We start from the raw sequence: 26,711 nt of genomic DNA, 5'->3' as shown, positions 1-26,711 counted from the left end.
GCCTCGCCGCTCCGCTCCTCGCGATGACGGAACTAGCCAAATCGCCTTCTACGCCATTCGATCAACTTGGCGCTGACCTCCTCCGGCTTCTCCTGCTGCGTCCAATGGCCGCTGTCCTTCACCAGATACTTTTCGAGATCGCCGATCAGATTCTCCATGCCGTCGGCCGCAGAGGGCGGCAGCACCGCATCGTTTTCGGCCATGATCATCAGTGAGGGCACGTGGATGTGATGGTCCAGCCCCTTCGACCGCTCCCAGTTGCGGGTGAAATTGCGATACCAGTTGATGCCGCCGGTGAAGCCGGTCTTCGTGAAGGTGTCGACGAACACCTTCTTCTCCTCCGCCGACAGGATCGGCGTGCGCGGATCAACCTTGGCATCGTAGGCGGCGATCATCTGGGGAAACGCCAGGTTGGTCTTCGACGAAGCTCCGACCCCGGCGACCGGCGGCTCGTCCGGCTTGGCCGCCGGTCGCGGCAGCGGCTTGCGCATGAACGCGTCGAAGGTCTGCTCGACCCGGCTGCCGAAGATCCTGTCCGGCTCGCGCGCCGGGTCCTGGAACTGGACGATGTACATCTGGTCACCGAAGCGCTGGCGAAACAGCGCGATGGGGTCCATCGGCGCGCGATCCCAGTGCGGGGTATTGACGCCGACAACGCCGGCCACCCGCGTGGGATGCCGCAGCGGCATCTGCCAGACGACAAAGCCGCCCCAGTCGTGGCCGACGAAGATCGCCTTTTCGATTTCGAGATGATCGAGCAGCCCGACGAGATCGCCGGTCAGATGCTCCATGTCATAGGCTTCGACCGGCTCGGGGCGGTCGGTGGCGCCATAGCCGCGCTGGTCCGGTGCGATCACACGGAGGCCTGCCTCACTCAGTGCCTTGATCTGGTGACGCCAGGAAAAGGCGAGCTCAGGCCAACCATGGCACAGCACGATCGGCGGCTTGTCGTCGGCTGGCCCTGCCTCGTAATAGCCCATGCGGATTCCGTTCGTCTGCGCGAACTTGAGCGGCGGCATTTCAATCATCATAGATTCCCTATTCGGCGGCGCCCTTGATCTCCGCCGCCGGTGGCGCGTAGGCCGTCTCCAGGGCGGCGAACTCTTCCGGCAGCATATCGCACATCACTTGTACATGCGGAATGATGTTGGCCCCGACGATGAAGCCGAAGTCAAGTTGGTCGCGATAGCTCTGCACGGTGATGTTGAGCGCCTGCCCGTGCGTCGAGATCGACACCGGGAAGATGTGCAGCAGCTCGGCGCCCGCGGCATAGAGCGTCTGCCGCGGCCCCGGCACGTTGGATACGGTGATGTTGGCGGCCGGCGGCAGCACGTCCGACAGATTCGAGCGGCTGTAGAGCAAGGCCAGGATCTGCACCATGATCGGCGCGCCCAGCATCGAGATGTTGGAGACCTGCGGCATCAGCGCACGCAAGGGATGCGACATCTCCTTGGACTTCGTCGATTGCGCGATGATCGCCTCCAACCGCGCCTTGGGATCCTCGATGTTGGTCGCAATCGAGCAGATCATGCCGAACACCTGGTTGTTGGCCTCGGTGTTGCCCTCCTCACGCAGCGAGATCGGGACCGCTGCCGTCAGCGATTTCGCCGGCAGCGTGCCGTGTTGCAGGAGGTAGCGGCGGACGACGCCGGAGGCGAGCGCCAGCACGACGTCATTGAGCTTGCCGCCCGCGAGCTTCGCCAGCGCCTTGGAGCGAGATAGCGAGATCGACACACCGGCGAAGCTTCGTTCCGACGAGATGGTCTTGTTGAGCATGGTCGGGGGCGACACCATGCTGGCGAGACTCTCGCGCGACTTGGGATCGGCGACCTTGCCCAGCACGTCGGACATGCTCTTGAGCACGGTCGGGATGTTGCCGGCGAAGCGCACCGCGCTCTCGATCTGGTACATCGCGTTGTCGAACAGGATCGAGCCGATGTCGCTCTTGCCGGTTCGCGGCAGCTGCAGGTTCTTCGCCGCTTGCGAGGCATCGAGCGGCTGGCTGAACAGCTGCTGATATGAATCCAGGAGGTTCGCGGCGATGTCGCGCGGCTCCTGTCCCGGCTTGCTGCCGGCCGACGGCGGAGCGACCTTGCGCGGGATCGGCGAGATATCGTAGATCATGTTGGTCAGCGCCGCGCCGGCGCCGCCGTCGATGGCGGCATGGTGCATCTTGGAATAGAGCCCGACCTCGTTGTCCTTCATGCCCTCGAACACGTAGAACTCCCAGAGCGGGCGGGCGCGGTTCAACAGCTTGGCATGCATCCAGCCGACGATGCGCTCCAGCGTGGCGCGGTCGCGCGGCTGCGGCAGGCTGGCGCGGAAGATGTGACGGTCGATGTCGAACTGATCGTCCTCGACCCAGGAGGGATGATCGATGTCGAGCGGCGCCTTCTCCAGCCGCGCCTTGAGGATCGGCGCGATATGCAGGCGTGAGACGATCATCGCCTTGAAATCTTCGAAGAAGTCACCTTTGTAGTCGTCTGGCAGACGAAAGATCGCCATGCTGCCGACATGCATCGGCATCTCAGGGGTTTCCAGATAGAGAAACGACGCGTCCAGCGACGACAGCTTCTTCCCGTCAGCCATGATACCCTCCCCGCAAACACTTGACGGGCGCCTTGGCAGCGCTTCTCGTCAGGCCAATACTGCCTGTTCCGGCGGGGCATATGCAATGGCAAACGGCCCCGCCCGGTCGAATGGCCGGAATTGCCCTTCCGGCTGCGCCAGCCGGTCCGCGACGGCCCAGAGCGCTGCGGGGTTCACACCGAGCCCGATATGGCTCGCCCAGTGCACCTCGATGTTCTCCGCACGCTCGGAGGCACGAAGCAGGCAGGTCCGCCAGTTCACGACACCGTCGGCGCGCGAATAGATCGACGTTGTGGGCACCGGCAGATCGCCCGCGATCGCTTCGCGCGCTTCCGCAAAATCCTCTACGCGCTCGCCGGACAGTAGCTCGTAGAGCCAGGTGGCGTTCGTTGCCCTCACGTCGTTGGCAAAGGGGCTGCCAAGTGTAATGACGTAGCGGACCATGTCGGGGGCCCAAAGCGCGAGGTCGCGGGCAAAGACGCCGCCGAGGCTCCACCCGACCAGGCTGACCTTGCGCCCGCTCGCGGCATGGGTCTGGGTGAGAAGCGCGCGCAGCGAATCCCGCATCCGCGCCAAACCACCGAGGTTGCGGCCCATCCGCCAGGCATGTGCCTCATAGCCGAGCTCTCGGAGATAACGTCGCATCGGCGCCATCGAGAGATCGCTGGCGAGGAAGCCCGGCAGCGCCAGCACAGGATGGCCGTCCCCTCGGGGGGCTCGCATCAGGAGCGGCGAAAGCAAGAGGCTCGCGTTCAGCTCGAACAGTCCACGGGCTTCGGCCAGCAGCAGGCCGAGGCCCGGCGCACGAAGCCGGCCAGACTCCGGCGCCCCGTTCCGTCCGGAAGACACTATTTTTTCTTGTCGGCGCTGCGTGTGCCGCCGAGGCCGGCCATCGCGGCGAACATGTCCTGAAATCTCTCGGTCATTTTCGGATCGAAGGTGAACCAGCTCTGGAGCAGCGACTCCGGCGAGACCTTCTCGATGTTAGTCAGAACCTGCTGCTGCAGCTTGTCCATCACCGCCGTCTGCATCGGCGCCACGTCAGGCAAGCCGAAGAACTGGCGAGCTTCGAGGGGGGTGCAGTCGATTTCGATATTTACCTTCATGTCCCCTCCAATGAGATTCGAGCCGCCCACCGCAGTATCGCCGCGACTTATAGTGCAACGCAAGCGACCTGATGCCGGCGAGATATCCTCCGCCCGGCAATCAGCCAGTATGGTCAACCAAAGTCGGAAGATGCCGCCCAATGCCAGGCCACGCGGTGAACATTGCTGCACAGCGGCGCAACTTTGGCGCGTTCCTTGCTGGAATGGCGCTTGCACGTGTCGAGAACTCTGGGCAACATGCATTGAAAAGCCGGCCGAACAAACCAAAAATCACCGGCACGGCAGTGTGGAGAGGGTCAAGAATGTCGGTAGGTCGAACTCTGTATGCGGCGACGTTCGCCGGAGCGCTTGCGTTTTTGTCGGCCGCGCCTGCGTTGAGCCAGACGCTGCGCTATGCCAACCAGGGCGACCTGAAGTCGCTCGATCCCTATACCCTTAACGAAAGCACCACCCACGCCCATCTCGGTCACGTCTACCAAGGCCTTACTGCGCGCGACAAGGACCTCAAGATCATTCCGGCGCTGGCGGAGCGCTGGGAAACACCGGAACCAACCCGCTGGCGCTTCTATTTGCGCAAGGGTGTGAAATTCCACAACGGCAATCCCTTCACTGCAGACGACGTGCTGTTCTCCGCCGACCGCGTCCGCAAGAAGGGCTCCAATATGCAGACCCGCCTTGCGGCCGACGTCAAGGTCGTCAAGGTCGACGACTACACGGTCGATTTCGTCCTCCCCTCGCCCAATCCCATCCTGCATAGCTCGTGGGATGTCTGGTACATCATGAACAAGAAATGGGCCGAGGAAAACAACGTCGTCGATCCGACGCCGGTTGCGGCGACTACCCCAAGCTACGCCTCGCTCCACGAGAATGGCACCGGTCCGTTCATCGTCGAAAGCCATCAGCCCGGCGTGAAGACCGTCTTCAAGGCCAATCCCAACTATTGGGGCAAGGTCGAAGGAAACTTGAAGGAGATCATCTTCACCCCGATCGCTTCGGACGCAACCCGCGTCGCCGCGCTGCTCTCGGGCGAAGTCGACGTCATCGAGCCGGTACCGGTCCAGGACATCGCCCGGATCGACAGCAGTCCGAATGCCCAGGTCCTGAAGGGGCCGGAGCTGCGCACCATCTTCATCGGGTTCGACCAGACCCGCGACGAACTGCTCTATTCCAATATCAAGGGCAAGAACCCGTTCAAGGACGTCCGCGTCCGCGAGGCCTTCTACAAGGCGATCGATATCGAGCTGATCAAGACGCGCGTGATGCGCGGACTGTCGACGCCGTCCGCCCTGATGATCGCGCCGGAATTGTTCGCGCTGTCCAAGGAGTTCACGCGTCCGAAGTTCGATCCCGACGGCGCCAAGAAGCTCCTGACCGAGGCCGGTTATCCCGACGGCTTCGAGGTCACGATGGACTGCCCGAACGATCGCTACGTCAACGACGCCGCGATCTGCCAGGCCGTGGTCGGCATGCTTGCCCGCATCGGCGTCAAGATCAGTCTTCTGGCGCAGCCGAAGGCACAGTATTTCGCCAAGGTCCTGAAGCAAGGCAACTACCAGACCTCGTTCTACCTCTTGGGCTGGACGCCCAGCACCATGGATTCACACAACGTGCTCTATGACATCATGGGCTGCCGGGACGATGCGAAGTCCTCACGAGGCGAGGCCAACCTAGGCGGCTACTGCAACAAGGATTTCGATGCGATCACCGACAAGGTGCTGGTCGAACCGGACACGGCCAAGCGCAATCAGCTCATCAAGCAGGCCTACGAGATCGGCAACAAGGACTGGTCCTACATCCCGCTGCACCAGCAGGCGCTGGCCTGGGGTGTATCGAAGAAGGTGAAGCTGCCGCAGCGCGCAGACAATCAGGTCCTGCTCTACTGGGCAACCAAGCAGGAATAGCGGCCAACTGCACGGAAGGTCCCGGCAGCGTCAGGCTTCCGGAGACTTTCCGTTTCCGGCTGACAAAGACGTCAGCCTCGACACACTCTCAAGGACAGTGGAAGGAATGCTCGCTTTCACTCTGCGCCGCGCCATTCAGGCCATCGGCGTCATGTTCGCCGTTGGCATCATCGCGTTCTCGATGTTCCGCTTCGCCGGCGATCCCGTCAACCAGATCGTGTCCATCGACACGCCTGCGGCCGAGCGCGAAGCCGTGCGCAAGTCGCTCGGCCTCGACGACCCCGTGCCGGTGCAGTTCGTTCGCTATTTTGCCGATGCCGCGCAGTTCAAGTTCGGCGTCTCCTACCAGTTCCGCCAACCGGTCTCGGCGCTGCTGATGGAGCGCATGCCCGCGACGCTGGAACTTGCGATCTGCGCGACCGTCTTTGCGATGGTCCTCGGCATTCTCATGGGCGTCTATTCCGCGCTCAGGCGCGATACCTTCCTGGCCAAGCTATTCCAGGCGGTGTCACTGATCGGCATCTCGCTGCCGACCTTCCTTATCGGCATTCTCCTGATCTACCTGTTCGCCGTGACGTTGGGCTGGTTGCCCTCGTTCGGCCGCGGTGAGGTGGTCAGGCTCGGCTGGTGGACGACGGGCCTGCTCACGCTGTCGGGGCTGAAGGCGCTGATCATGCCTTCGATCACGCTCGGCTTGTTCCAGATGACCCTGATCATGCGGCTGGTGCGCGCGGAGATGCTCGAAGTGCTGCGAACTGACTACATCCGCTTCGCTCGCGCGAGGGGGCTGACCACCCGTGCCATCCATTTCGGCCATGCGCTGAAGAACACGCTGATTCCGGTGATCACGGTCGCAGGACTCCAGTTTGGCTCGGTTATTGCATTTTCCATCATCACCGAAACCGTGTTCCAGTGGCCGGGCATGGGACTTCTCTTCGTGCAGGCCGTGCAGAACGTCGATATTCCGATCATGGCCGCCTACCTGCTGATGGTTTCGCTGATTTTCGTCACCATCAATCTGGTGGTCGATATCCTCTACACCGTGGTCGATCCACGTCTGCGCTCGACCGTCGGTCGCGCCGCATAGGGCATCGCTCCATGTCCGACGCAGTCGTCTCCAAGTCCGACAGGCAGGGCACGCAGCCCGCGCGCACCCACGGCTGGTTCGGTCGCGCGCTCGACAGCGACCTCTTCTATTCGTTCCGCCGCTCCAAGCTCACGATGGTGGCAGCAGCCATCACGGTTCTGTTCTTCCTGCTTGCGATCTTTGCATCCGCGCTCGCGGTGCAGAACCCGTTCGACCCGGCGCAGCTGCAATTGATGAATTCGCGGATTTCCCCGCTCTGGACTGCCGACGGCCAGAGCCCCTTCCTGCTCGGCACCGACGAACAGGGCCGCGACGTGTTCTCCGCCATTCTCTACGGCATGCGCATCTCGCTCGCAGTCGGCGTAGCCGGCGTGATCTTTGCCGGTGTGCTCGGCATCGCGCTTGGCCTGATCGCCGGATATTTCGGCGGCGCGGTCGACGGCGTGATCATGCGGATCGCCGACGTGCAGCTTACCTTTCCGGCCATCCTGATCGCGCTGCTGGTCAACGGCATCGCCAAGTCGATTCTCGGCAACCGGCTGGACGCCACCAGCATGCTGACGGTGCTGGTCATCTCGATCGGCCTCAGCTTCTGGGTTGGGTATGCCCGAACGGTGCGCAGTTCCGTCATGGTCGAGAAGAACAAGGACTATGTGGCTGCCGCGCAGCTGATCGGCCTGCCAGCGCCCAAGATCATGCTTCGGCATGTGCTGCCGAACACGATGGGGCCAATCCTGGTCATCGCCACGATCAATCTCGCACTTGCCATCATCACCGAGGCGACGCTGTCCTTCCTTGGCGTCGGCCTGCCCGACACCATGCCTTCGCTCGGCACGCTGATCCGGATCGGCAACAACTACCTGTTCGCGGGCGAATGGTGGATCGTCGCCTTCCCCGGGCTCGCCCTGGCCGCGCTGATCCTGTCAATCAACCTGCTCGGCGACTGGTTGCGCGACGCGCTCAACCCGAAGCTTCGATGAGTACGCCTCGTCCATGACCGAACCCGTCCTCTCCGTGCGAAATCTCAAGGTCGAGTTCGCCTCGCGCCGCGGGACGTTGCGCGCCATCGACGGTGTCTCCTTCGATATCGCCAAGGGCGAGGTGCTCGGCGTCGTCGGCGAATCCGGCGCCGGCAAGTCCGTCACCGGCCTCTCCGTGATCGGCCTGATCGATCCGCCCGGACGGATCGCCGGCGGCGAGATCCGTCTCGCGGGCCTGCGCATTGACAATCTGCCGCCGGAGGAGTTGCGCCGCGTCCGGGGCAAGCGCATCGGGATGATCTTCCAGGATCCTCTCACATCGCTCAATCCGCTCTACCGCGTCGGCGACCAGATTGTGGAGACGATCCGGACCCATCTCAATCTGTCCGGGACGGCCGCGCGCCGCCGCGCCATCGACCTCTTGGCCGAAGTCGGCATTCCCGCGCCCGAAAAACGTATCGACGGCTATCCTCACGAATTCTCTGGCGGCATGCGCCAGCGCGTCGTGATTGCGCTCGCGATCTGCGCCGAACCGGAGCTGATCATCGCCGACGAGCCGACCACCGCGCTCGACGTCTCCGTTCAGGCGCAGATCATCTCGCTGATCAAGCGGCTGGGACGCGATCACGGCACCGCCGTGATGCTGGTGACCCACGACATGGGCGTGATTGCGGAAACATCCGACCGCGTCGCGGTGATGTATGCCGGCCGGATCGCCGAGATCGGCCCGGTCCAGGACGTCGTGAAGAATCCCCTGCATCCCTACGCCAAGGGCTTGATGGGCGCCATTCCGACGCTTGCGGGCGAGGACAAGCGACTCGTGCAGATTCCCGGCTCCATGCCGCGGCTGTCCGCCATCCCGCCCGGCTGTTCGTTCAACCCGCGCTGCGCCTTCGCCTTCGATCGCTGCCGCGTGGACCGGCCGGACCCGCTCCCGCGCGGAGCGCAATCGGTCGCCTGCCATCTCTATGACGATGCGGCGGCGGAGAGCGTGGCATGAGCGCCCCGTTCGTTCAGGCTACAGACCTGCGCCGCGTCTTCGACGTCTCAAAGCCCTGGCTAAATCGCGTGCTCGAAGGCGGGCATCTCGAATATCTCAAAGCAGTCGATCACGTCACCTTCGACATCAGAAAAGGCGAGACGTTCGCGCTGGTCGGTGAATCCGGCTCCGGCAAGACCACAGTCGCGCGCATGGTCGTGGGGCTGCTGCCGCCGAGCTCCGGCGACGTGCTGATCGACGGCGTCTCCATGACCGATCCGCGGCAGGCGCCCGCGCGCCGGAAGCTGCGCCGCCGCATCCAGATGATCTTCCAGGACCCCTATGCAAGCCTGAACCCGCGCTTCCGCGTGGATGCGATCATCTCCGAGCCGATCCGCGCCTTCGGCTTGATCCTGGGCGAGCGCGACATCCAGGCTCGTGTCGGCGAGCTGCTCAACCTCGTCGGCCTGCATCCCGACGACCGTCTGAAATATCCGCACGAATTCTCCGGCGGTCAGCGCCAGCGCATCGCGATCGCGCGAGCGCTCGCGTCTGACGCCGAGTTCATCGTCTGCGACGAGCCGACCTCGGCCCTCGACGTTTCCGTGCAGGCGCAGATCCTGAACCTGATGCGCGACCTCCAGGACAAGTTCGGCCTGACCTACATGTTCATCAGCCACAACCTCGCCGTGGTCCGTCACATGGCGAGCCGCGTCGGCGTGATGTATCTCGGCCGCATTGTCGAGATCGCGGAAGGGCGCGAGCTTTTCGCCCGTCCACGCATGCCTTACACCAAGATGCTGCTCGGCGCGGTGCCCGATCTCGCCATGAGCGGCCGTCAGCGGGTTCCCGTCAAGGGCGAGATCCCAAACCCGATCAACCCGCCGCCCGGCTGCGCCTTCAATCCACGCTGTCCGCTCGCGTTCGATCTCTGCCGCAGGGAGACGCCCGAACTGATCGACGGCGCCGCCTGCCACGCGGTCAACACTGCGCCGGTCCCGGCGTGACGCGCGCGTGCCATGCAGCCTTCGCATTTGGCGGCGACGTGGCTCTGTGATCAATTGCGCGCGTCGAAGTAAGGTGGTGAAATCCGATGGGCAGCAATATCAATCCCGATCCGTTCACGACGAGACCCGAGATTGAGGGCACCTTCGGGGTCGTTGCCACCACGCACTGGATTGCGACCGCGGTCGGCATGGGCATTTTGGAGAAAGGCGGTAACGCCTTCGATGCCGGCGTCGCCGCCGCCTTCACTCTCCAGGTGGTCGAGCCGCATCTGAACGGTCCCGGCGGTGATGTCCCCATCATCGTTCACGACGTCAAACGCGGCCGCACCGAGGTGATCTGCGGTCAGGGCCCGGCGCCCGCGCGCGCCACCATCGCGCATTACAGGAGCGAAGGTCTCGACATGGTGCCCGGCACGGGCCTGCTCGCGGCCTGCGTTCCCGGCACGTTCGAGTCCTGGATGATGCTGCTGCGCGATTACGGCACGATGCGCGTGCGCGACGTCCTGGAGCCTGCGATCGCATACGCCCGCGACGGCTATCCATTGGTCGAGCGTGCCTGCGCCACGATCCAGATGGTCGAGCAGTTGTTCCGGAAGCACTGGCCGACCTCCGCCGCAGTGTACCTGCCGAACGGCGAGGTGCCGAAACCCGGCACGCTCTTCACCAACAAGACGTTGGCCGCGACCTACGACCGCATTCTCCGCGAAGCCGAGAGCGGCGGTGCAGGCCGCGACGCCGAGATCGAGCGCGCGCGCAAGGCCTGGTCGCAAGGCTTCGTTGCGGAGGCCATCGACAAGTTTTGCCGGACACAGGAGGTGATGGACGTCAGCGGCTCCCCGCATCGCGGCGTCCTGTCCGCCGACGACATGGCCCGTTGGCAGCCGACAGTCGAGGCACCGCTCACCTACGAATATGGCCGCTATACCGTCTGCAAGGCTGGCGTCTGGAGCCAGGGCCCCGTCACGCTCCAGCAGCTTGCGCTGCTCAAGGGCTTCGACCTCGACGGACTCGATCCGACGGGACCGGAGTTCATCCATCTGCAGATCGAATGCGCAAAGCTCGCCTTCGCCGACCGCGAAAAGTTCTACGGCGATCCTAAGTTCACCGAGATCCCGATCTCGACGCTGCTGTCGGATATCTACAATGATGAGCGTCGCAAGCTCGTCACCGACAAGGCCTCGCTCGATTTCATCCCCGGCTCGGTGGAGGGTTTTGGCGGAATGGTCAAGCTGCGCCGCGCCGAGGGCCAGCGCGAAGCGGTCGGTGCGCTCGGTGCCGGCGAGCCGACGGTGGGACGCTTCGGCGAGGTGCGCGGCGACACCGTGCATTTCGACATCATCGACAAGGACGGCAACATGGTGTCCTCGACCCCCTCGGGCGGCTGGTTGCAATCCTCGCCCATCATTCCGGAGCTCGGCTTCTGCCTCGGCAGCCGCGCCCAGATGTTCTGGCTCGAGGAAGGCCACCCCGCCGCGCTCGCGCCGGGCAAGCGGCCGCGCACGACGCTGTCGCCGACCATGGCATTGCGCGACGGCGAGCCGTACCTTGCCTGGGGCTCGCCCGGCGGCGACCAGCAGGACCAGTGGATCACGCAGTTCTTCCTGCGCCACGTCCATTGCAACCTCAATCTCCAGGAGGCAATCGACGCGCCGGCCTGGCACTCCGAGCACTTCCCGATCTCGTTCTGGCCGCGCACCGCGCGCCCGGGCGTGCTCGTGGTCGAGAACCGCGTGCCTAAGGCAACGATCGAGAACTTGCGCGAGCGCGGACATATCGTCGAGATCGGTCCCGACTGGTCGGAAGGCCGTCTCACCGCCGCCTCGCGGGTCGGTCCACGCCGCCGCGCTGCCGCCAATCCGCGCGGCATGCAGGGCTACGCTGCGGGACGGTAGAAGGCTGCACATGACTTGGTCGATCATCGCGCGCGACCCTGCCACCGGTCAGTTCGGGATTGCGGTGGCCACCCGCTTCTTCGCCGTCGGCGCGCGGGTCCCGTACATTGCTGCCGGCGTCGGCGCCATCGCAACGCAGGCCTTCGTCAATCCCTATTACGGCATCGACGGCGTCAGGCTGCTGCGGGAAGGCCTCAATGCCCACGACGTGCTGGGCTCTCTGCTCGCAACCGACGACGGCCGCGAGAGCCGGCAAGTCCACATCATGGATGCGAGCGGCGAAATCGCGGCTCACACAGGGCACGACTGCGTCGGCTGGTGCGGTCACATCGCCGGCAGCGGCTTCTCGATCGCCGGCAACATGCTGGCAGGAGCCGACGTGCTCGACGAGACCGCAAAGACCTACATCGCCAATGACAGCTTGCCCTTTCCGCGCCGCCTGCTCGCCGCGATGCGCGCAGGCGAAGCCGCAGGCGGCGACAAGCGCGGCAAGCAGTCCGCCGCGCTGCTGATCCACGGCGAGGAAGAATGGCCAGCGCTCGACATTCGGGCCGACGATCATCCCGATCCGCTGGGCGAGCTCGAACGGCTCGAGCGCGTCAGCCACGAGCTCTGGGTGCACTTTCGCGCCTCCATGCCAACGCGGCAGAACCCGGCGGGCAACACCGATCGCAGCGTCATCGAGGCCAGCATTGCTGCGGCGCGCATAAGACAGTCATGATGCGATCTGGCTTTCCCAGTGGACGAGCTGAAGAGCGACCATCAGCGTCAGACTAAATCACCACTTCCCGCATCACCCGGCGGCAATCCATCTCGTATTCGAGATCGACGACAGGCGGCCGGGCAAAATGCCAGGTCAGGCCGGAGCGCAGCGCGCCACGGCGGACCAGCTCGTCGACCAGCGCATGATGGAAGTCGTGCACGGAATATGCCTGCACGCCGGTAGTATCCTTCCAACCGAAGCCGAAGGCCGCCATCCGGTTCTCCATCTGCGACGTCGTCGTGAAGCGCACCTTTTCCCGAAGCCCTTCCGGGCTGAGATCGCGGTAACGCACCGTGCGCTCGACATAGGTGCCGCTGCCCTCACGTGCCTCGGCGCCGCCGGCGATGACGAAGCTCGGCGCGTTTGACCGTGTCGGGCGCGTGAAGGAGAACGCATAGAACGAGGGCTCCGATGGCGGATCGATCTCGGGACAAACATTGCTGCGCGCCACCGGATTGGTGGTGCCGTCGAAGATGCCCCATTCGGACAGGGTCTTCACATAATGCAGATTGAACGCGCGAAAGCCTTCCTCGCTGAAGGCCGCCGGCGACCGCAGCTCGCAAGCACAGAATGCCGTCAACGGACGTCCCGCCTCCTGGATAAACTTTGCCGCCAGCGCAAAGCCTTCTGCGAGCGGCACCAGGCGATCGAACCGGACGCGCTGGATCTCATAGCCTTCGTCCGCGGCGGCGCCTGCGGAGTACTGGAACACGGATGGAATGAAACGGTAGTTGCCGGCTGAGAATTCACGGGTCATGATGGGCTCCTATTCCAATTGCATGCGAATGCCCTTGGCGCCGTTGAGCAGGCGCTTCAGGTGAAAACTGGCCAGAGGGTCGTCGGCATGCATGCCGACCAGCGCGGCAAAGGCCGGCATGGCCGCGGCATCACCAGCCTCCATCTTGCCGAAAGCTTCGGAATATTGCGCCGTCGCCGGAGCTTCGAATTCGGTCTGGCGGAGCGGTTCGAATGCGCGCAGCGGCTCGCTGCGTCCGCGCAGCATCAGGTCGCCCACCGGACGACCATGGAAATTCGCTGCCCCGTTCGCTACGCTGGCACTGACGCAGATGCGCGTTCCCAGATGCTTGTTCGCGGCCTCCAGCCGCGCCGCCGTGTTGATGGTGTCGCCGTAGGCCGTGTAGTCGAAAAAGCGGTTTCCGCCGAAATTTCCGACCAGCGCCGGTCCGGCGTGAATGCCGATACGGGTCGTGCCAAAATTCACACCCCTGGCTTTCTGGCGCACGCAAAAGCTCTGCGCCCAGGCATCAAGATCATGCGCGCAGGCAACGGCACGCGTCGCATAGTCCGGCTGATCTCCGGGCGCATTGAACAGAACCTGGATCGCGTCGCCGATGATTTTGGCGACCGTCCCTTCGTGCGTGAAGACGATCTCGGTCATCCCGCCGACATATTCGTTGAGCAGTTCGCCCAGCGTCTCGGGCGGCGCACTTTCAACCAGCGAGGTGAAGCCGGTGATATCGGTGAAGATGGTCGCGATGTCGCGCCACTGTACTTCAACCCCTTCGCCTTCGCCGCTTGCCGCCAGCCGTTTGGCGAGCTGTGGCGAGAAATGACGCGACAGCGCAGCATGGGCACGCTCGGCTTCCATCTGACGCCGCCGGACTTCGCGCAGCATTTCAACATGCCGAATGGTCTTCTCGATCGTTGTCTCCAGATCGGCGAAGTCGATCGGCTTGGTCAGGAAGTCGAACGCTCCCCGGTTCATGGCGATGCGGATATTGCTCATGTCACCATAGGCCGAGACGATGATGGTCGACTTCTTGTCCTCGGCCTCCTGGAGCTTCGCCAGCAGCGACAACCCGTCCATCCGCGGCATGTTGATGTCGGAAACCACCATGTCGACATGCGGGTTCCGCTCGAGCGACTCCAGCGCCTCCAGGCCGTCGCGCGCGAAGATGAGAGCGAGCTGCCCGTCGCGGACCTGCTTGCGGAATTTCTGCAGGACCAGCGCCTCGAGGTCGGGCTCGTCGTCGACGAAGAGGATGGTCGCAGTCATGCGGCTTGCTCGAGCCTCGTGTCGATCTCCTGCCGCAGCAGCGCGAAGTCGATCGGCTTGGTGAGAAGCCCGACGGCGCCGCGTTCGATCGCCTTGCGGCGCGTTTCGGCATCGCCATAGGCCGTGATCATGATGACGGGGACGTCCGGATGCGCAGCGCGGACCTTGGGCAGCATGTCTAGCCCGCTCATGCCGGGCATGTTGATGTCGGACAGGATTAGGATCAGCGAGGGATCGCGGACCTCGGCGGCACGCTTGAGCGCCTCGGGCGCAGAGAGCGCGAACTCCATCTGGAACCGGCCGGCGCGCAGGTCGCGCCTGAACTGCTGCCGAAACAGCGCCTCGACGTCCGGCTCGTCGTCGACGACCAGGATGTATACGTTCAAGACTTGCCTCCAGGTGTGCCAGTCGTGGGGCCGGTTGCGATGGCTCGCGGCAGCGTAATGATGAACTCGGTGAATACACCAGGCTCGGTGTTCACGTCGATCGTACCCCCGTGCTGCTTCACGATGATATCGTGGCTCATGGACAAACCGAGCCCCGTCCCCTCGCCGGCCGGCTTGGTGGTGAAGAAGGGGTTGAACATCTTCTCCTTGACTTCGGGCGGAATCCCGGTGCCGTTGTCACGGATCCGGATCTCGACGGCGTTGCCGCAATTCTTCGTCGTCGCGCTCAGGGTGGGCTCGAAACCGTCACCGGCGCTCTCCTTGCGCTTGGCGGTGGCATAGAAGCCGTTCGCGATCAGATTGAGGAGAACGCGCGTGATCTCCTGCGGATAGACGTCGATCATGCCGGCAGCGGGATCGAACGCCCGCTGGATCGTGACGTTGAAATCCGGTTTCTCTGCGCGCGCTCCGTGATAGGCGAGATTGATGCTTTCCTCCACGATGGCATTGATGTCGGCGGCGCGATGTTCACCAGAGCCTTCGCGCGAATGCAGCAGCATGTTCCGGACGATGGAGTCGGCGCGCTTGCCGTGCTGCACCACCTTCTCGAGATTGCCCTTGAGCATGCCGGTCAGCTCCTCGACTTCCTCTTTCGCCTTGCCGTCGAGCGGGGCGGATCGCAGGGTCTCATTGAGCTCATCGATCAGCTCCGTCGAAATTGCGGAGAAATTGTTGACGAAGTTGAGCGGGTTCTTGATCTCGTGCGCAATGCCGGCGGTGAGCTGGCCCAGGGACGCGAGCTTTTCGGACTGGATCAGGCGGTTCTGCGCAGTGCGCAAATCGTCGAGGGATCGACGCAGTTCCGCGGTGCGCTGCTCGACCTTGTTCTCGAGATCGGCATAGGATTCCTGCAAGCGCGCCCCCATGTCGTTGAACTGGTCGGCGAGACCTTCGAGCTCGTCTCCGGTCCGGATCGAGATGCGCTGCGAGAAGTCGCCGCCGCCGATCCTTTCGGCGCCGCTGCGCAACGCCTGGATAGGACCGACCAAGCGGCGCGCCAGGAAGATCCCCGCAAGCACCGCGAAGATCGACGCCGCAAGCAACACGATCGCGAGCCGCTGCAGAGAGGCATAAAGAGAGGCATAGGCCTCCTCGACCGGCAGCTCGACGAACATGGTCCAATGCAGAGGCTGGATGGGGGCGGAGGCGGTCAAGACCTTCTGGCCCTGAATGTTGCGCCCCTCCTCCAGTTCATCCGGCATCCTGCCGCCGGCAGCCAGCGCCGAACGCACCTGCGGGAGGCCGGACATGTCGCTATTGCGCAGCACGAGGCTGATGTCGGGATGCGCGATCAGACGCCCCTCCGGGCCGACCACATAGGCGTGCCCGCGCGCGCCGACCTTGATTTGGGAGACCACGTCCCAGATCAGCTTGAGATTCACCTCCGCGATGCTGACGCCGGCATCCTTGCGCGCCCCAGCCAGCGCCAGCGTCATGTAGGGCTCGGATTCCCGGCGAAAATAAACGGGGCCGTAATAGACCTTGTGCACGACCGCCTCAGTGAACTTCGGATCGCTCGACAGGTCGATCCCGCTGTCGAGCGCATCCATCGCCAGCCGCGAGACCCGCAACCGCTCCTTGCCGGTCGAATCCACCTGGGCAAGCTCGGTAATCGCGGGCACTTGGCGCAGGAGGCGTAGCGCATCGAATCGGCGCTGTTCGATCGAGCCTCCGGACCAGGGCAGCTGGGTGGTCCAGCCGAGCTGGCTTTCGATCTCCTTGACGAAATGACCGATCTTGGCCGCGGCCGACTCGGCCTGCTCGTGCTGAACCCGGATCAGCGCAGCCTTGTGCTCGCGGTAGTAGAAGAAGACCTCGAACAGGCCGTTGACCAGCAGCGCGATGGCCACGACGGCCACGAACAGGGCGACATACTTGGTGAACAGCCGGATCCTGATGCCGCGGCCCGTTTCGCCCTGCCCTGCCTGGCTTGGTGCCGCACTGGCTAGCGTTCCAGCTTGAGGTGAGTCGGGGTGGAGGGAAAGGCTCATCCCGCGAAACCTAGCAAGAAGACCGATTCTTGTCTCTCGCGGGCGCGCACAGGGCTTGCAACAAGCTCAACGAAAAAGGCGGCAGCGGATGACCGCTGCCGCCCTTGGCACCAGCCTTGTCTGCGGTTCAGGTCGGCCGCAGCGCTTTTGATCCGAGGTCGAGGTCGTTGATCTGCTTGTTCCGCTCCGAATCGGCCGCCGCGCGATGATCGGTCGCCAGCACCACATAGACCGCCGGCAACACGAACAGCGTGAACAGCGTACCGATCGACATGCCGGCCACGACGACCAGACCGATCGAGAAGCGGCTGGCCGCACCCGCCCCGGTCGCGGTCAGGAGCGGAATCAGGCCGGTCACCATCGCGGCCGTGGTCATCAGGATCGGCCGCAGCCGGATGCGAGCCGACATCTCGATCGCCGAGCGGCGGTCGAGCCGCTCGTTGATCTGGAGCTCGTTGGCGAACTCCACCATCAGGATGCCGTGCTTGGTGATCAGGCCGACCAGGGTGAGCAGACCGACCTGGGTGTAGATGTTCATCGTCGCCGCGCCGAAGAACAGCGGGATCAGCGCGCCGACGATAGCCATCGGCACCGAGATCATGATGACCAACGGGTCGCGCAGGCTCTCGAACTGCGCCGCCAGCACCAGGAAGATGATGATCAGCGCGAAGCCGAAGGTGATCGCGAGCTGATTGCCTTCCTGCACATATTGCCGGGAATCGGCCAGATAGTCGTGGCTGAAGCCCTGCGGCAACTTCTTGGCCTCACCTTCGAGGAAGTCCACCGCAGCACCGACGGTCACGCCCGGCATCGGCACTGCCGAGAACGTCGCCGAATTGAGCTGGTTGAAGTGAGTCAACGAATTCGGGTCGGTCTTGGTCTCAATCGACACCAACGTCGACAGCGGAAGCTGCTGCCCGGTATTGGTCGTCACATAATAGCCGCCGAGCGATTCCGGGGACAGCCGCTTGGCACGCGGCACCTGCGGGATCACCTGGTACGAACGACCCTCGAGATTGAAGCGGTTGATGTAGTTGCCGCCGAGCAGCACCGCCAGCGTAGCGCCGAGGTTCTGCATGTTGACGCCGAGATCCTGCGCCTTGGTGCGGTCGATCGTCACCTTCACGTTCGGCTGGTTGTAGGCGAGATCGCTGTCGGAAACGATGAACATGCCGCTGTTGCGCGCGGCCTCCTTCAGCTTCTCCATCTGCTCATAGACCGTCTGGAACCCGGCGGTGGAGTTGATCACCATCTGGATCGGCAAGCCGCCCGGGCCGCCCGGCAGCGGCGGCAGGTTGAACGCAAAGGCTTGCACCCCCTCGATTTTGGAGAGTTCGGCCTGCACCAGCGGCTTCAGCTGGATCGCCGAGCGCTTGCGCTCGTCCCATGGCTTGAGCAGCATGCCGGCGATGCCGCCCTGCGGACCGTTGATGCCATTCAGCACGAAGCGCAGATCGGTCTCGGGGAATTTCGCGAATTCCTTGTCGAGCTTCTCGCCGTAGAAATCGAGATAATCGATGTTGGCGTATTTCGGAGCCTTTGTGACGGCGAACACGATGCCCTGGTCTTCCTCTGGCGCAAGCTCCTTCGAAGTGTGCATATAGAGGAAGCCGACGAGACCGAGGATCGTGACCGCGAAGAGGCCGGTAATCGCCTTGTAGTCAAGCGAACGATCGAGCTTGCGCCCATACCAGCGCGTCATCGCACCGAACACCCGGTTCACGAGCTTGGCGAAGCGGCCCTCCTCGGTGTTCTTCAGCAACACCGAGCACATCATCGGCGAGAGCGTCAGCGCGATTACGCCCGACACGATCACCGAGCCCGCGAGCGTGAAGGCGAATTCGCGGAACAGCGAGCCGGTGAGGCCGCCGAGGAAGCCGATCGGCGCGTAGACCGCCGCGAGCGTGATCGTCATGGAGATGACAGGACCCACGATCTCGCGCGCACCTTGCAGCGAGGCCTGGACCGGTGTCTTGCCCTCCTCAAGGTGGCGATGGATGTTCTCCACCACGACGATGGCGTCGTCGACGACGAGGCCGATCGCCAGCACCATCGCAAGCAGAGTCAAGAGGTTGAAGCTGAAGCCCAGCGCCAGCATCAGGGTGCAGACGCCGATCATCGACAGCGGAATGGTGACGACGGGGATGATGACCGAGCGTAGCGAGGCCAGGAACAGGAAGATGACCACGATCACGATGATCACGGCTTCGCCCAGCGTCTTCTCCACCTCGTCGATCGAGGACTGGATGAACTTGGTCGAGTCGTAGGCGACTTTCATCTTCATCGACGGCGGCAAGTTCCGCTCGAGCTCGGGGAACAGCGCGCGCACGCCCTTCACCAGCGTCAGCGGGTTGCCCTGCGGCGTTGCCTGCACGCCGATGAAGATCGCGTGCTCGCCGTTGAAGGCGACGCTGGCATCCGTGCTTTGAGCGGCAAGTTCGACGGTGGCGATATCCTCCATCCGCACGAAGCCGCCGTCCTTGGCCTTGACGATCATCTTCTTGAACTGATCGACATTGGTCAGGCCGGTATTGGTCGAGACGTTCGAAACGATCAGATAGCCCTTGGTCTGGCCTGCCGCGGACTGGAAGTTGTTGGCCTGGATCGCCGCCGCAACATCGGTCGGCGAGACATTGCGGCCGGCCATCTTCACGGGGTCAAGCCACAGCCGCATCGCGAAGGTCTGGCCGCCCAAGATGTCGGCCGAAGCCACGCCGTCGACGGTCGATAGCACCGGCTGGACCACGCGCGTCAGATAATCGGAGATCGCCGAGCCCGACAGTTCTTCGGACGAGAAGCCGAGATACATAACGGCCGTAGTCTGGCCCGTGGTCTTGGTGACGATCGGGTCGTTGGATTCCTTCGGGATCAGGTATTTCACCGAGTTCGTCTTGGCCAGCACCTCGGTGAGCGCCTGGTTCGGATCGAAGTTCAGCTTGATGTAGACCTGAATGGTCGAGGTGCCGAGCACCGAAGAGGAAGTGATGTAGTCGACGCCCTCGGCGGAGGCGACGGCCTGCTCGATCGGCGTGGTGATGAAGCCCTGGATCAGGTCGGCAGACGCGCCGGGATAGACGGTCGTGATGTTGATGACCGTATTCGACAGCTTCGGATATTGCCGGATCGGCAGCACCATCGCCGCACGCAAGCCGATCAGCAGGATCAGCAGGCTGACGACGACCGACAGAACCGGGCGCTTGATGAAAATATCGGTAAAGGCCATCGCGGCGATCTCGATTTCTTAGGCTCAAGATAAAGTGATCCGGCGGAGCCGGATCACCTGAGTGTATTTGTCAGTAGCGCGGCGGCTGCGCCGGGATCGGCGGGGCCGGGTCGGTGGAGATCGACACCGGCGCACCCGATTGCAGCTTGAGCTGGCCCACAGCGACGACCTTGTCGCCCGCCTTCAGGCCCTTGACGATTTCGACGCGGCCCTCGACCCGGCTGCCGGTCTGCACGAAGGTGCGCACCGCCGAAAGGCTGGTCTTGCCGTCGTCTTCCTTCTTCTCGGTGATCACGAACACGGAGTCGCCGTAGAGCGTGTAATCGACCGCCGTTTCAGGCACAGTGATCACGGCGGGCTTCTCCGGCAGCACCACTGTCGTGGTGACAAACATGCCGGGCTTCAGGATCTTCTCCGGATTGGCGATGGTCGCCTGCACGCGGATGTTGCGGGTGTCGGTGGAGATTTGCGGCTCGATCGTGGTGATCTTGCCTTCGAAGGTTCGGCCCGGATAGGCGTCGACCTTGAGCCTGACGGCCTGTCCGACTTTGAGGCTGCCGGAATCCTTTTCCGTCACGGTGAAGTTGGCCCACAGCTGCGACAGATCGGTCAGCGACACGATAGCGGTGCCGGCGGTGAGATATTGGCCGACCTCGACCTTGCGCACGCCGAGATCGCCAGAGAACGGGGCGCGCACCAGCTTCTGCGAGATCAACGCCTCGGTCTTGGCAATGCCGGCCAGCGCCTGGTCGTAGGCAGCCTGGGCGGTATCGACGGTTGCCTGGGGACCGAACTGGCGTGCCGCCAGCTGCTTGGCGCGATCGAGCGACAGCTGCGCGACGGTCGCCTGTGCCTTGTAATTGGCGAGGTCGCCCTGCTCCGGCGCGTCGAACAGCTGCACCAGCGGCGTGCCGGCTTCCACACGCGTACCAGGTTGGAACTTGATCTCGGTGACGCGGCCGTTGACGTCGGCGCTGACGTCGACCTGATGCACGGCGACGAGGCTGCCCACCGCGGTGAGCAGGTTCGGCACCACCTCGGACTTCGCCTCCGCGGCGCTGACGGCGGTCGGCGGCGGCTTGTTGCTGGCGAAGAACTGCTTGATCATCTGGCCGCGGAAATAATTGAACCAGACGAGGCCGCCGACGAGCGCGGCCAGCAGCGTGCCGACGATGATGAACCACAGCACCGGCCGGACCGGACGCTTGGGAGCCTTGCTATCGATCGGTTCGCCCGAAATCTTGTGTTCGGCTACGACGTTCATGTCATGCACTTTCTGCAATCGCCGCCTCGCCGGCATCTGAGGCCTGATCGCGGCCCAGATGCGAAGCAATTGCGGCGTCGTTAAGTCCGATACCCCTCAGGAGAAACTCACAGAGCTGCCGCTCCAGATCGTTGGCCTTGCCGTAAGCGAGACATGGCTTGGCCGGCAGCCTGGTCAGCGCCGCAGTCATCACCGAATGATGCGCGAACCAGAACAGGTTGAGCGGATCGCCGTCGCATGGCCGCGCATCGCCGCTCGCAATCGCGCGTTCGAGCGAGGCGACGAAGACAGCCCCGATCAGCGTCTCGATCTTGGCATATAGCAGACGGGCGAATTCGCCATCTTCCAAATGACTCGTGGCCATCAGCCGCAGACGCTGCGCCTCTTCCTGATCGGGACCATCCGCGATCTGGAGGAAGTGTTCGACCATGCCGCGGATCAGTTCGACCAGAGTGGCCGTCGAGGGCTCCCGTTCGAGCAGCTCCATGAAGGCCGGGTCCGCCTCGCACTCGTCGCTCAGGATTTCGGCGTAGAGCGCCGCCTTCGAGGGGAAATGCTTGAACAGCAGCGCCTCGGAAATGGCAGCGGCGGCCGCCACGCTCTTCGTCGTGGTGCCGGTATAACCATGTCGGGCAAAGCAGCGCTTTGCGGCACCGAGGATCAATTGACGCCTCAGGTCGCTCGTCATACGCAATGAGCTCATGCTGGGTGAGTAAGCACTCACCCACGCAGAAGTCAAGCACTATGTTGCATCGCAACCTGAATGCGTTGCAAACTCAGGGGAAATTCGTCAGGCGGCCCGCAAGTCGCTCCGGTCCTAGATCGGCTGGAATCCCAGGTCGCCGCGGATCCGGTTGACGATGTAGGTTCCGTCACGGCTGGGCAGGATGCGCTCCAGGTTGGCGCTGTCGATCTTCACATTGGCAAAGCGCGGCCCGGCGGAGACGTCGTGGACGGCTTTGGCGAAGGCCTCGACCTCGGCCATGGTCGTGACGGCCCGGCTGTCCGCAATGCCGCAGGCTCTGGCGATGCCGACGAGGTCGGCGGCCGCGGACGTGTGGCTGGTCTGGCCGCCGGTCTCGCCATAAGCCTCGTTGTCGAGCACGACGATGGAGAGGTTGCACGGCTTCTGCAGGCCGATGGTGGCAAGGCTGCCCATGCCCATCAGCATCTCGCCGTCGCCCGTGATGACCAACACCGGCAGCTTCGGCTGCGCCAGGGCGAGGCCAAGGCCAATCATCGCGGCGCCGCCCATGCCGCCCCAGAGATAGAAATTGCGCGCGTGGTCGCCGACCGCGCACATGTCGTTCGTGGAGGCGCCCAGGCCGCCGATCGCGACGACGTCCCTGCGGTCCGCGAGCAGTGTGGACACCACCTGGCGGCGGTCGAGGAGATTGGCCTTGCTCATTTGGTGAAAACCTTGGCGCCGATCAGGCGCTGCGACAGAAGGACGGCAGTGGGCGTCAGCGCGTTGTAGGCCTGCGCCGCGGCGGCCTCGAGCACGGCCGGCACCTCGGCCGCGTTCGAGGCGCGCAGCACCTTGACGCCGGAGAGCTCGAACACGCCTTGCGTGGTCGATCCCATCGGCACCTGCCACGGATTGAACTCGCCCCACTCGCCGCGCATGGTCACGAGCGTGAGGAACGGAAAACGCAGGATCGGGATCAGCGACAGCATGTTGATACAATTGCCGACGCCGCTCGACTGCATCAGCAGCACGCCGCGCTGTCCTCCGGTCCACGCGCCGGCGAGCAGCGCCACGCCCTCCTCCTCCGTCGTCAAGGGAATGCCGCGCATCGTGGAGGAGTCCAGCACGCGCTGGATCAGCTTGGAATGACCGGCATCGGGCACGTACGGCACCTGCCGGACGTCGAAGCGCTGCAACGTCGCGAAAATATCGTCAGGCCAACTCGGCGTCGTGTCGGCAGCGTCAGTGCGTGCGTGCATTTTCCTGTCCGGTCGGCTAGCAAGGTGCAAAGACTGTAGACGCATGCACGCGCCAACCAGAACAACAAAAACGGCATATCGGCTTTAACCGGCGAGTATAACGGGATGAACGCAGATGCGAAGGCGCTGGCCGCAAGCTTCGACCTCGAGAAGCTGACGCCTGAGTTCTACGATAACCCCTACCCGACCTATCGTGCACTGCGGGAGAACGAGCCCGTCAAGCGCCTGCGCAACGGCACCGTGTTCCTGACCCGCTACGACGATCTCGTCACCACCTACAAGAACACGAAAGCGTTCAGCTCGGACAAGAAGCGGGAGTTCGCGCCGAAATACGGTGACACGCCGCTCTATGAGCACCACACCACGAGCCTCGTCTTCAACGATCCTCCGTCGCATACCCGCGTGCGGCGCCTGATCATGGGCGCGCTGTCGCCGCGCGCGATCGCGAGCATGGAGGCCGACCTGATCAAGCTCGTCGACCGCCTGCTCGACGCAATCGCCGCCAAGGGCAGTTGTGAGCTGATCGAGGACTTCGCTGCTTCGATCCCGATCGAGGTGATCGGCAATCTGCTCGACGTCCCTCACGACGAACGCGGGCCGCTGCGCGACTGGTCCCTGGCGATCCTTGGCGCCCTCGAACCCGTGGTGTCGCCCGAAGCGGCCGCGCGAGGCAACAAGGCGGTGACGGATTTCCTCGCCTATCTCGAAACGCTGGTTGCGCGCCGGCGCCAGAAGCCAGGCAATCCCGAGCGCGACGTGCTGACGCGGCTGATCCACGGAGAAGGCAGCGGCGAGGAGAACGGCGAGCGGCTGACCGAGAAGGAGCTGCTGCACAATTGCATCTTCCTGCTCAATGCCGGCCACGAGACCACCACCAATCTGATCGGCAACGGCCTTGTCGCGCTCGACCGGCATCCCGACCAGAAGCAGCGCCTGATCGACAACCCCGACATGATCAAGACCGCGGTCGAGGAGATGCTGCGCTACGAGAGCTCGAACCAGCTTGGCAACCGCATGACCACCGAGCGCGTCGAACTCGGCGGCGTCATGCTCGAGGCAGGGACGTCGGTGACACTGTGCATCGGTGCGGCCAACCGCGATCCCACGCAGTTTCCGGACCCTGAAAGCTTCGACATCGCGCGCACGCCGAACCGGCACCTTGCCTTCGCCACCGGCGCGCATCAATGCGCGGGCATGGCGCTGGCGCGGCTGGAAGGCGCGATCGCGATCTCGCGCTTCCTGGCGCGCTTCCCGAACTATGCCGTGAGCGGGCCGCCAGTGCGGGGGGGACGGGTCCGTTTCCGCGGCTTTCTGAGTGTGCCCTGCTCGATCGGCTGAGGGACCGGCAACAAACCGCGAAAACAACCCCATGCACAGTAGCCCGGCGTCCGTGCAAGGCGCCGAGGATTTCGGCTAAGCCTCTGAGATCCCTCGGCAGTAGACTACCGGTGACTAAATACCTACACCGCGGTCCTGTGGCGCGCGATGCAGGTTCGCAGCACCTCGTCCATCGGCTTGGCCCACCACTCGTTGGAGAAGATCTCGATCTCGGAATAGCCGGCAAAGCCCTGCGCTTCGACCGCCTGACGCACCGATTTGATATCGATGACGCCGTCGCCCATCATGCCGCGGTCGTTGAGAATATCTTTTGTCGGCACCAGCCAGTCGCAGACGTGGAAAGCAAGCAGGCGATCTTTCCCGGCCCGCGCGATCTGCCCCATCAGCTCAGGGTCCCACCAGATGTGATAGACGTCGAGCGCGACGCCGAGCATGCCAGTTCGGCCGGGATCGAGCCGGTCGCAGATGTCCAGCGCCTGCTTTGTGGTGTTCACGCAGGCGCGGTCGGCTGCATAGGCCGGGTGCAGCGGCTCGATCGCCAGCGGCAGCTTTGCCTGTCTGGCGTAGTCGAGCATCTCGGCAAGTGCTTCTTCGACCTGCCCGCGCGCCGCCACGAGATCCTTCGAGGCCTCGCTGCCCGGCCGTGAATATTGCGGCAGACCGCCGACGACGAGGACGATGCAGGGCGCGCCCAGCGCCTCGGCTTCGTCGACGCAGCGCCTGTTGTCGTCCCGTACCTCGCCGCAGCGCGAGGCGTCCGACGTGAACATGCCGCCGCGGCAATAGCCTGACAGCTCAAGTCCGGCATCGCGGACGGCGCGCGTAGCGCGTTCGAGCCCGACAGCTGCGACCTGATCGCGCCAGGGGTCGATGGCGCGGATGCCGTGCTTCGCACAAGCGTCTATGATCGCGAGGATATCACCCTGCTTGCGGACGGTTGCCGTGTTCAGCGATAGCCAGCGATGGTCGGACGAGAAGTCGCGCATCAGGATTCGATACCGTGGGTGGCGAGCACGGTCTTCATCCGCTGCGTCGCGAGTTCAGGGTTGGCGAGCAGGCCGGCCTTGTCAGCCAGACGGAACAACTCGGCCAGATGCAGCGTGGAGCGCGTGCTCTCCTGGCCGCCGACCATGGTGAAATGATCCTGATGGCCGTTGAGATAGGCCATGAACACCACGCCGGTCTTGTAGAAACGCGTCGGCGCCTTGAAGATGTGACGCGAGAGCGGCACCGTCGGCCCCAGCACATCGTGGAAGCCGGCCTCGTCGCCGGCCGCCAGCCGCGACAGCGCATAGGATGCCGCCGGCGCGATGGCATCGAAGATGCCGAGCAGCGCGTGCGAAAAGCCCTGCTCGTCGCCGGCGATCAGCTCTGCGTAGTTGAAGTCGTCGCCGGTATACATCCTGATGCGCTTGTCGAGGCGGCGGCGCATGTCGATCTCGCGCTGCTTGTCCAGCAGCGAGACCTTGACCCCGTCGACCTTGGCGGCATTGCCGTTGATGATGGCCACAGCCGCGTCCATCGCCTTGTCGAGGTCTTTGGTGCCCCAATAGCCGGTCAGCGCGGGATCGAACATGTCGCCGAGCCAATGGATGATGACGGGCTCGCGAACCTGCGACAGCACGCGGTCATAAACCTTGGCGTAATCGTCGGCGTTGCGGCCGAGCTTGGCCAGCGCGCGCGACGCCATCAGGATGATGCGGCCGCCAACCTTCTCCACCGCCGAGACCTGCTCCTCATAGGCGCGGATCACGTCGTCGATGGTCTTGGCATCTTCCACCGCGAGATGGTCCGTGCCGGCACCCGAGAACACCAGCGCGTTGCGGCGCTTTGCGGCACCGACCGAGCGCGTGATCAGCTCCAGCGAGGTCGGCCAGTCCAGGCCCATGCCGCGCTGCGCGGTGTCCATGGCTTCGGCAACGCCGAGGCCGAGGTCCCAGACGTGCTCGCGGAAGGCGACGGTCTTGTCCCAGTCGACGGCCACCGACAGCCAGGGATCGTTGTCGGCGAAGGGATCGGCGACGGTGTGCACGGCGGAGAAGGCGATGCGATTGAGCGGTCCTTCCAGCTTTGCGGGAAACGTGCGCGAGGCCGCGAGCCGATAGGTCTCGATCGAGCGATCGGCCTTGGGCAGCTTCAGCGACAATGACGACATGGGTTGAACGGGCTTGTTCATGATTT

General features: G+C 63.9%; 23 protein-coding genes. 8 read left to right on the top strand and 15 right to left on the bottom strand.

Annotated elements, in window-relative coordinates; genetic code table 11:
* Positions 1-32 precede the first annotated feature (32 nt).
* Genes K408_RS0119940 through K408_RS0119925 form a run of 4 tightly spaced genes read right to left on the bottom strand, consistent with a single transcriptional unit; the run spans position 33 to position 3,695 of the window.
* The gene (locus K408_RS0119940) at positions 33-1,028 is read right to left on the bottom strand and encodes an alpha/beta fold hydrolase (RefSeq protein ID WP_024340052.1); all 996 of its coding nucleotides are present in this window, start codon (positions 1,026-1,028) and stop codon (positions 33-35) included.
* A gap of 10 nt (positions 1,029-1,038) precedes the next feature.
* The gene (locus K408_RS0119935; RefSeq protein ID WP_024340053.1) at positions 1,039-2,589 is read right to left on the bottom strand and encodes a WS/DGAT/MGAT family O-acyltransferase; all 1,551 of its coding nucleotides are present in this window, start codon (positions 2,587-2,589) and stop codon (positions 1,039-1,041) included.
* Positions 2,590-2,637: 48 nt separating this feature from the next.
* Positions 2,638-3,438, bottom strand: coding sequence for an esterase/lipase family protein (locus K408_RS0119930; protein WP_024340054.1), 801 nt, complete (start codon positions 3,436-3,438; stop codon positions 2,638-2,640).
* Positions 3,438-3,695, bottom strand: coding sequence for a DUF6489 family protein (locus K408_RS0119925; protein ID WP_024340055.1), 258 nt, complete (start codon positions 3,693-3,695; stop codon positions 3,438-3,440). The genes K408_RS0119930 and K408_RS0119925 overlap by 1 nt, the downstream gene beginning before the upstream one ends.
* A gap of 302 nt (positions 3,696-3,997) precedes the next feature.
* On the opposite strand from K408_RS0119925, the gene K408_RS0119920 reads away from it, so the two are divergent.
* From K408_RS0119920 to K408_RS0119890, 7 genes are all read left to right on the top strand, one after another.
* Complete coding sequence (locus K408_RS0119920; RefSeq protein WP_024340056.1) at positions 3,998-5,596, top strand: ABC transporter substrate-binding protein; 1,599 nt, start codon at positions 3,998-4,000, stop codon at positions 5,594-5,596.
* 106 nt (positions 5,597-5,702) lie between these two features.
* Positions 5,703-6,683 (top strand): ABC transporter permease, encoded by a 981-nt coding sequence (locus K408_RS0119915; RefSeq protein WP_024340057.1) that lies wholly within the window; start codon positions 5,703-5,705, stop codon positions 6,681-6,683.
* 11 nt (positions 6,684-6,694) lie between these two features.
* Positions 6,695-7,663 carry an ABC transporter permease gene (locus tag K408_RS0119910; protein ID WP_024340058.1) on the top strand — a complete coding sequence of 323 codons (969 nt, stop codon included), beginning with the start codon at positions 6,695-6,697 and terminating at the stop codon, positions 7,661-7,663.
* A gap of 13 nt (positions 7,664-7,676) precedes the next feature.
* Complete coding sequence (locus K408_RS0119905) at positions 7,677-8,663, top strand: ABC transporter ATP-binding protein (protein WP_024340059.1); 987 nt, start codon at positions 7,677-7,679, stop codon at positions 8,661-8,663.
* Positions 8,660-9,649: an ABC transporter ATP-binding protein gene (locus K408_RS0119900; RefSeq protein WP_024340060.1), complete on the top strand. Its 990-nt coding sequence runs from the start codon at positions 8,660-8,662 to the stop codon at positions 9,647-9,649. Before K408_RS0119905 ends, K408_RS0119900 begins: the two co-directional genes overlap by 4 nt.
* Before the next feature lie 86 nt (positions 9,650-9,735).
* Positions 9,736-11,541, top strand: coding sequence for a gamma-glutamyltransferase family protein (locus K408_RS0119895; RefSeq protein WP_024340061.1), 1,806 nt, complete (start codon positions 9,736-9,738; stop codon positions 11,539-11,541).
* Between the two features lie 10 nt (positions 11,542-11,551).
* A complete protein-coding gene (locus tag K408_RS0119890) occupies positions 11,552-12,262 on the top strand; it encodes a DUF1028 domain-containing protein (protein ID WP_024340062.1) in 711 nt (236 codons plus the stop codon).
* Between the two features lie 52 nt (positions 12,263-12,314).
* Here the strand turns inward: K408_RS0119890 and cnbZ are convergent, their stop codons facing one another.
* The 9 genes from cnbZ to K408_RS0119845 form a co-directional block, all read right to left on the bottom strand.
* A complete protein-coding gene (gene cnbZ / locus K408_RS0119885) occupies positions 12,315-13,061 on the bottom strand; it encodes a 2-amino-5-chloromuconate deaminase CnbZ (RefSeq protein WP_024340063.1) in 747 nt (248 codons plus the stop codon).
* 9 nt (positions 13,062-13,070) lie between these two features.
* The gene (locus tag K408_RS0119880) at positions 13,071-14,321 is read right to left on the bottom strand and encodes an adenylate/guanylate cyclase domain-containing protein (protein ID WP_024340064.1); all 1,251 of its coding nucleotides are present in this window, start codon (positions 14,319-14,321) and stop codon (positions 13,071-13,073) included.
* Positions 14,318-14,707, bottom strand: coding sequence for a response regulator (locus K408_RS0119875; protein ID WP_024340065.1), 390 nt, complete (start codon positions 14,705-14,707; stop codon positions 14,318-14,320). The genes K408_RS0119880 and K408_RS0119875 overlap by 4 nt, the downstream gene beginning before the upstream one ends.
* Complete coding sequence (locus K408_RS0119870) at positions 14,704-16,758, bottom strand: sensor histidine kinase (protein WP_024340066.1); 2,055 nt, start codon at positions 16,756-16,758, stop codon at positions 14,704-14,706. Before K408_RS0119870 ends, K408_RS0119875 begins: the two co-directional genes overlap by 4 nt.
* Before the next feature lie 127 nt (positions 16,759-16,885).
* The gene (locus tag K408_RS0119865) at positions 16,886-19,981 is read right to left on the bottom strand and encodes a MexW/MexI family multidrug efflux RND transporter permease subunit (protein ID WP_024340067.1); all 3,096 of its coding nucleotides are present in this window, start codon (positions 19,979-19,981) and stop codon (positions 16,886-16,888) included.
* Between the two features lie 70 nt (positions 19,982-20,051).
* The gene (locus K408_RS0119860; RefSeq protein WP_024340068.1) at positions 20,052-21,245 is read right to left on the bottom strand and encodes an efflux RND transporter periplasmic adaptor subunit; all 1,194 of its coding nucleotides are present in this window, start codon (positions 21,243-21,245) and stop codon (positions 20,052-20,054) included.
* Between the two features lies 1 nt (position 21,246).
* Positions 21,247-21,948, bottom strand: a complete 702-nt coding sequence (locus K408_RS0119855) for a TetR/AcrR family transcriptional regulator (protein ID WP_063828469.1) — start codon at positions 21,946-21,948, stop codon at positions 21,247-21,249.
* Between the two features lie 114 nt (positions 21,949-22,062).
* Positions 22,063-22,653, bottom strand: coding sequence for a thiamine pyrophosphate-dependent enzyme (locus K408_RS0119850; RefSeq protein ID WP_024340070.1), 591 nt, complete (start codon positions 22,651-22,653; stop codon positions 22,063-22,065).
* Positions 22,650-23,192 carry a phosphonopyruvate decarboxylase gene (locus K408_RS0119845; protein WP_024340071.1) on the bottom strand — a complete coding sequence of 181 codons (543 nt, stop codon included), beginning with the start codon at positions 23,190-23,192 and terminating at the stop codon, positions 22,650-22,652. Before K408_RS0119845 ends, K408_RS0119850 begins: the two co-directional genes overlap by 4 nt.
* 105 nt (positions 23,193-23,297) lie before the next feature.
* Here K408_RS0119845 and K408_RS0119840 point away from each other — a divergent pair, with 105 nt between their 5' ends.
* Complete coding sequence (locus tag K408_RS0119840) at positions 23,298-24,530, top strand: cytochrome P450 (RefSeq protein ID WP_024340072.1); 1,233 nt, start codon at positions 23,298-23,300, stop codon at positions 24,528-24,530.
* Positions 24,531-24,652: 122 nt separating this feature from the next.
* On the opposite strand, the gene K408_RS0119835 is transcribed toward K408_RS0119840, so the two are convergent.
* Together K408_RS0119835 and K408_RS0119830 are read right to left on the bottom strand one after the other, a co-directional pair.
* Positions 24,653-25,516, bottom strand: coding sequence for a sugar phosphate isomerase/epimerase family protein (locus K408_RS0119835; protein ID WP_024340073.1), 864 nt, complete (start codon positions 25,514-25,516; stop codon positions 24,653-24,655).
* Entirely contained in the window at positions 25,516-26,706 is a 1,191-nt protein-coding gene (locus K408_RS0119830; RefSeq protein WP_024340074.1) for a dihydrodipicolinate synthase family protein, read from the bottom strand. The genes K408_RS0119835 and K408_RS0119830 overlap by 1 nt, the downstream gene beginning before the upstream one ends.
* Positions 26,707-26,711: the final 5 nt, after the last annotated feature.

The organism is Bradyrhizobium sp. in8p8, assembly GCF_000426845.1.
Lineage (GTDB): Bacteria > Pseudomonadota > Alphaproteobacteria > Rhizobiales > Xanthobacteraceae > Bradyrhizobium > Bradyrhizobium japonicum_C.
The sequence above is the reverse complement of the archived record's forward strand: the minus strand, read 5'-3'. Positions and strand labels throughout refer to the sequence as shown.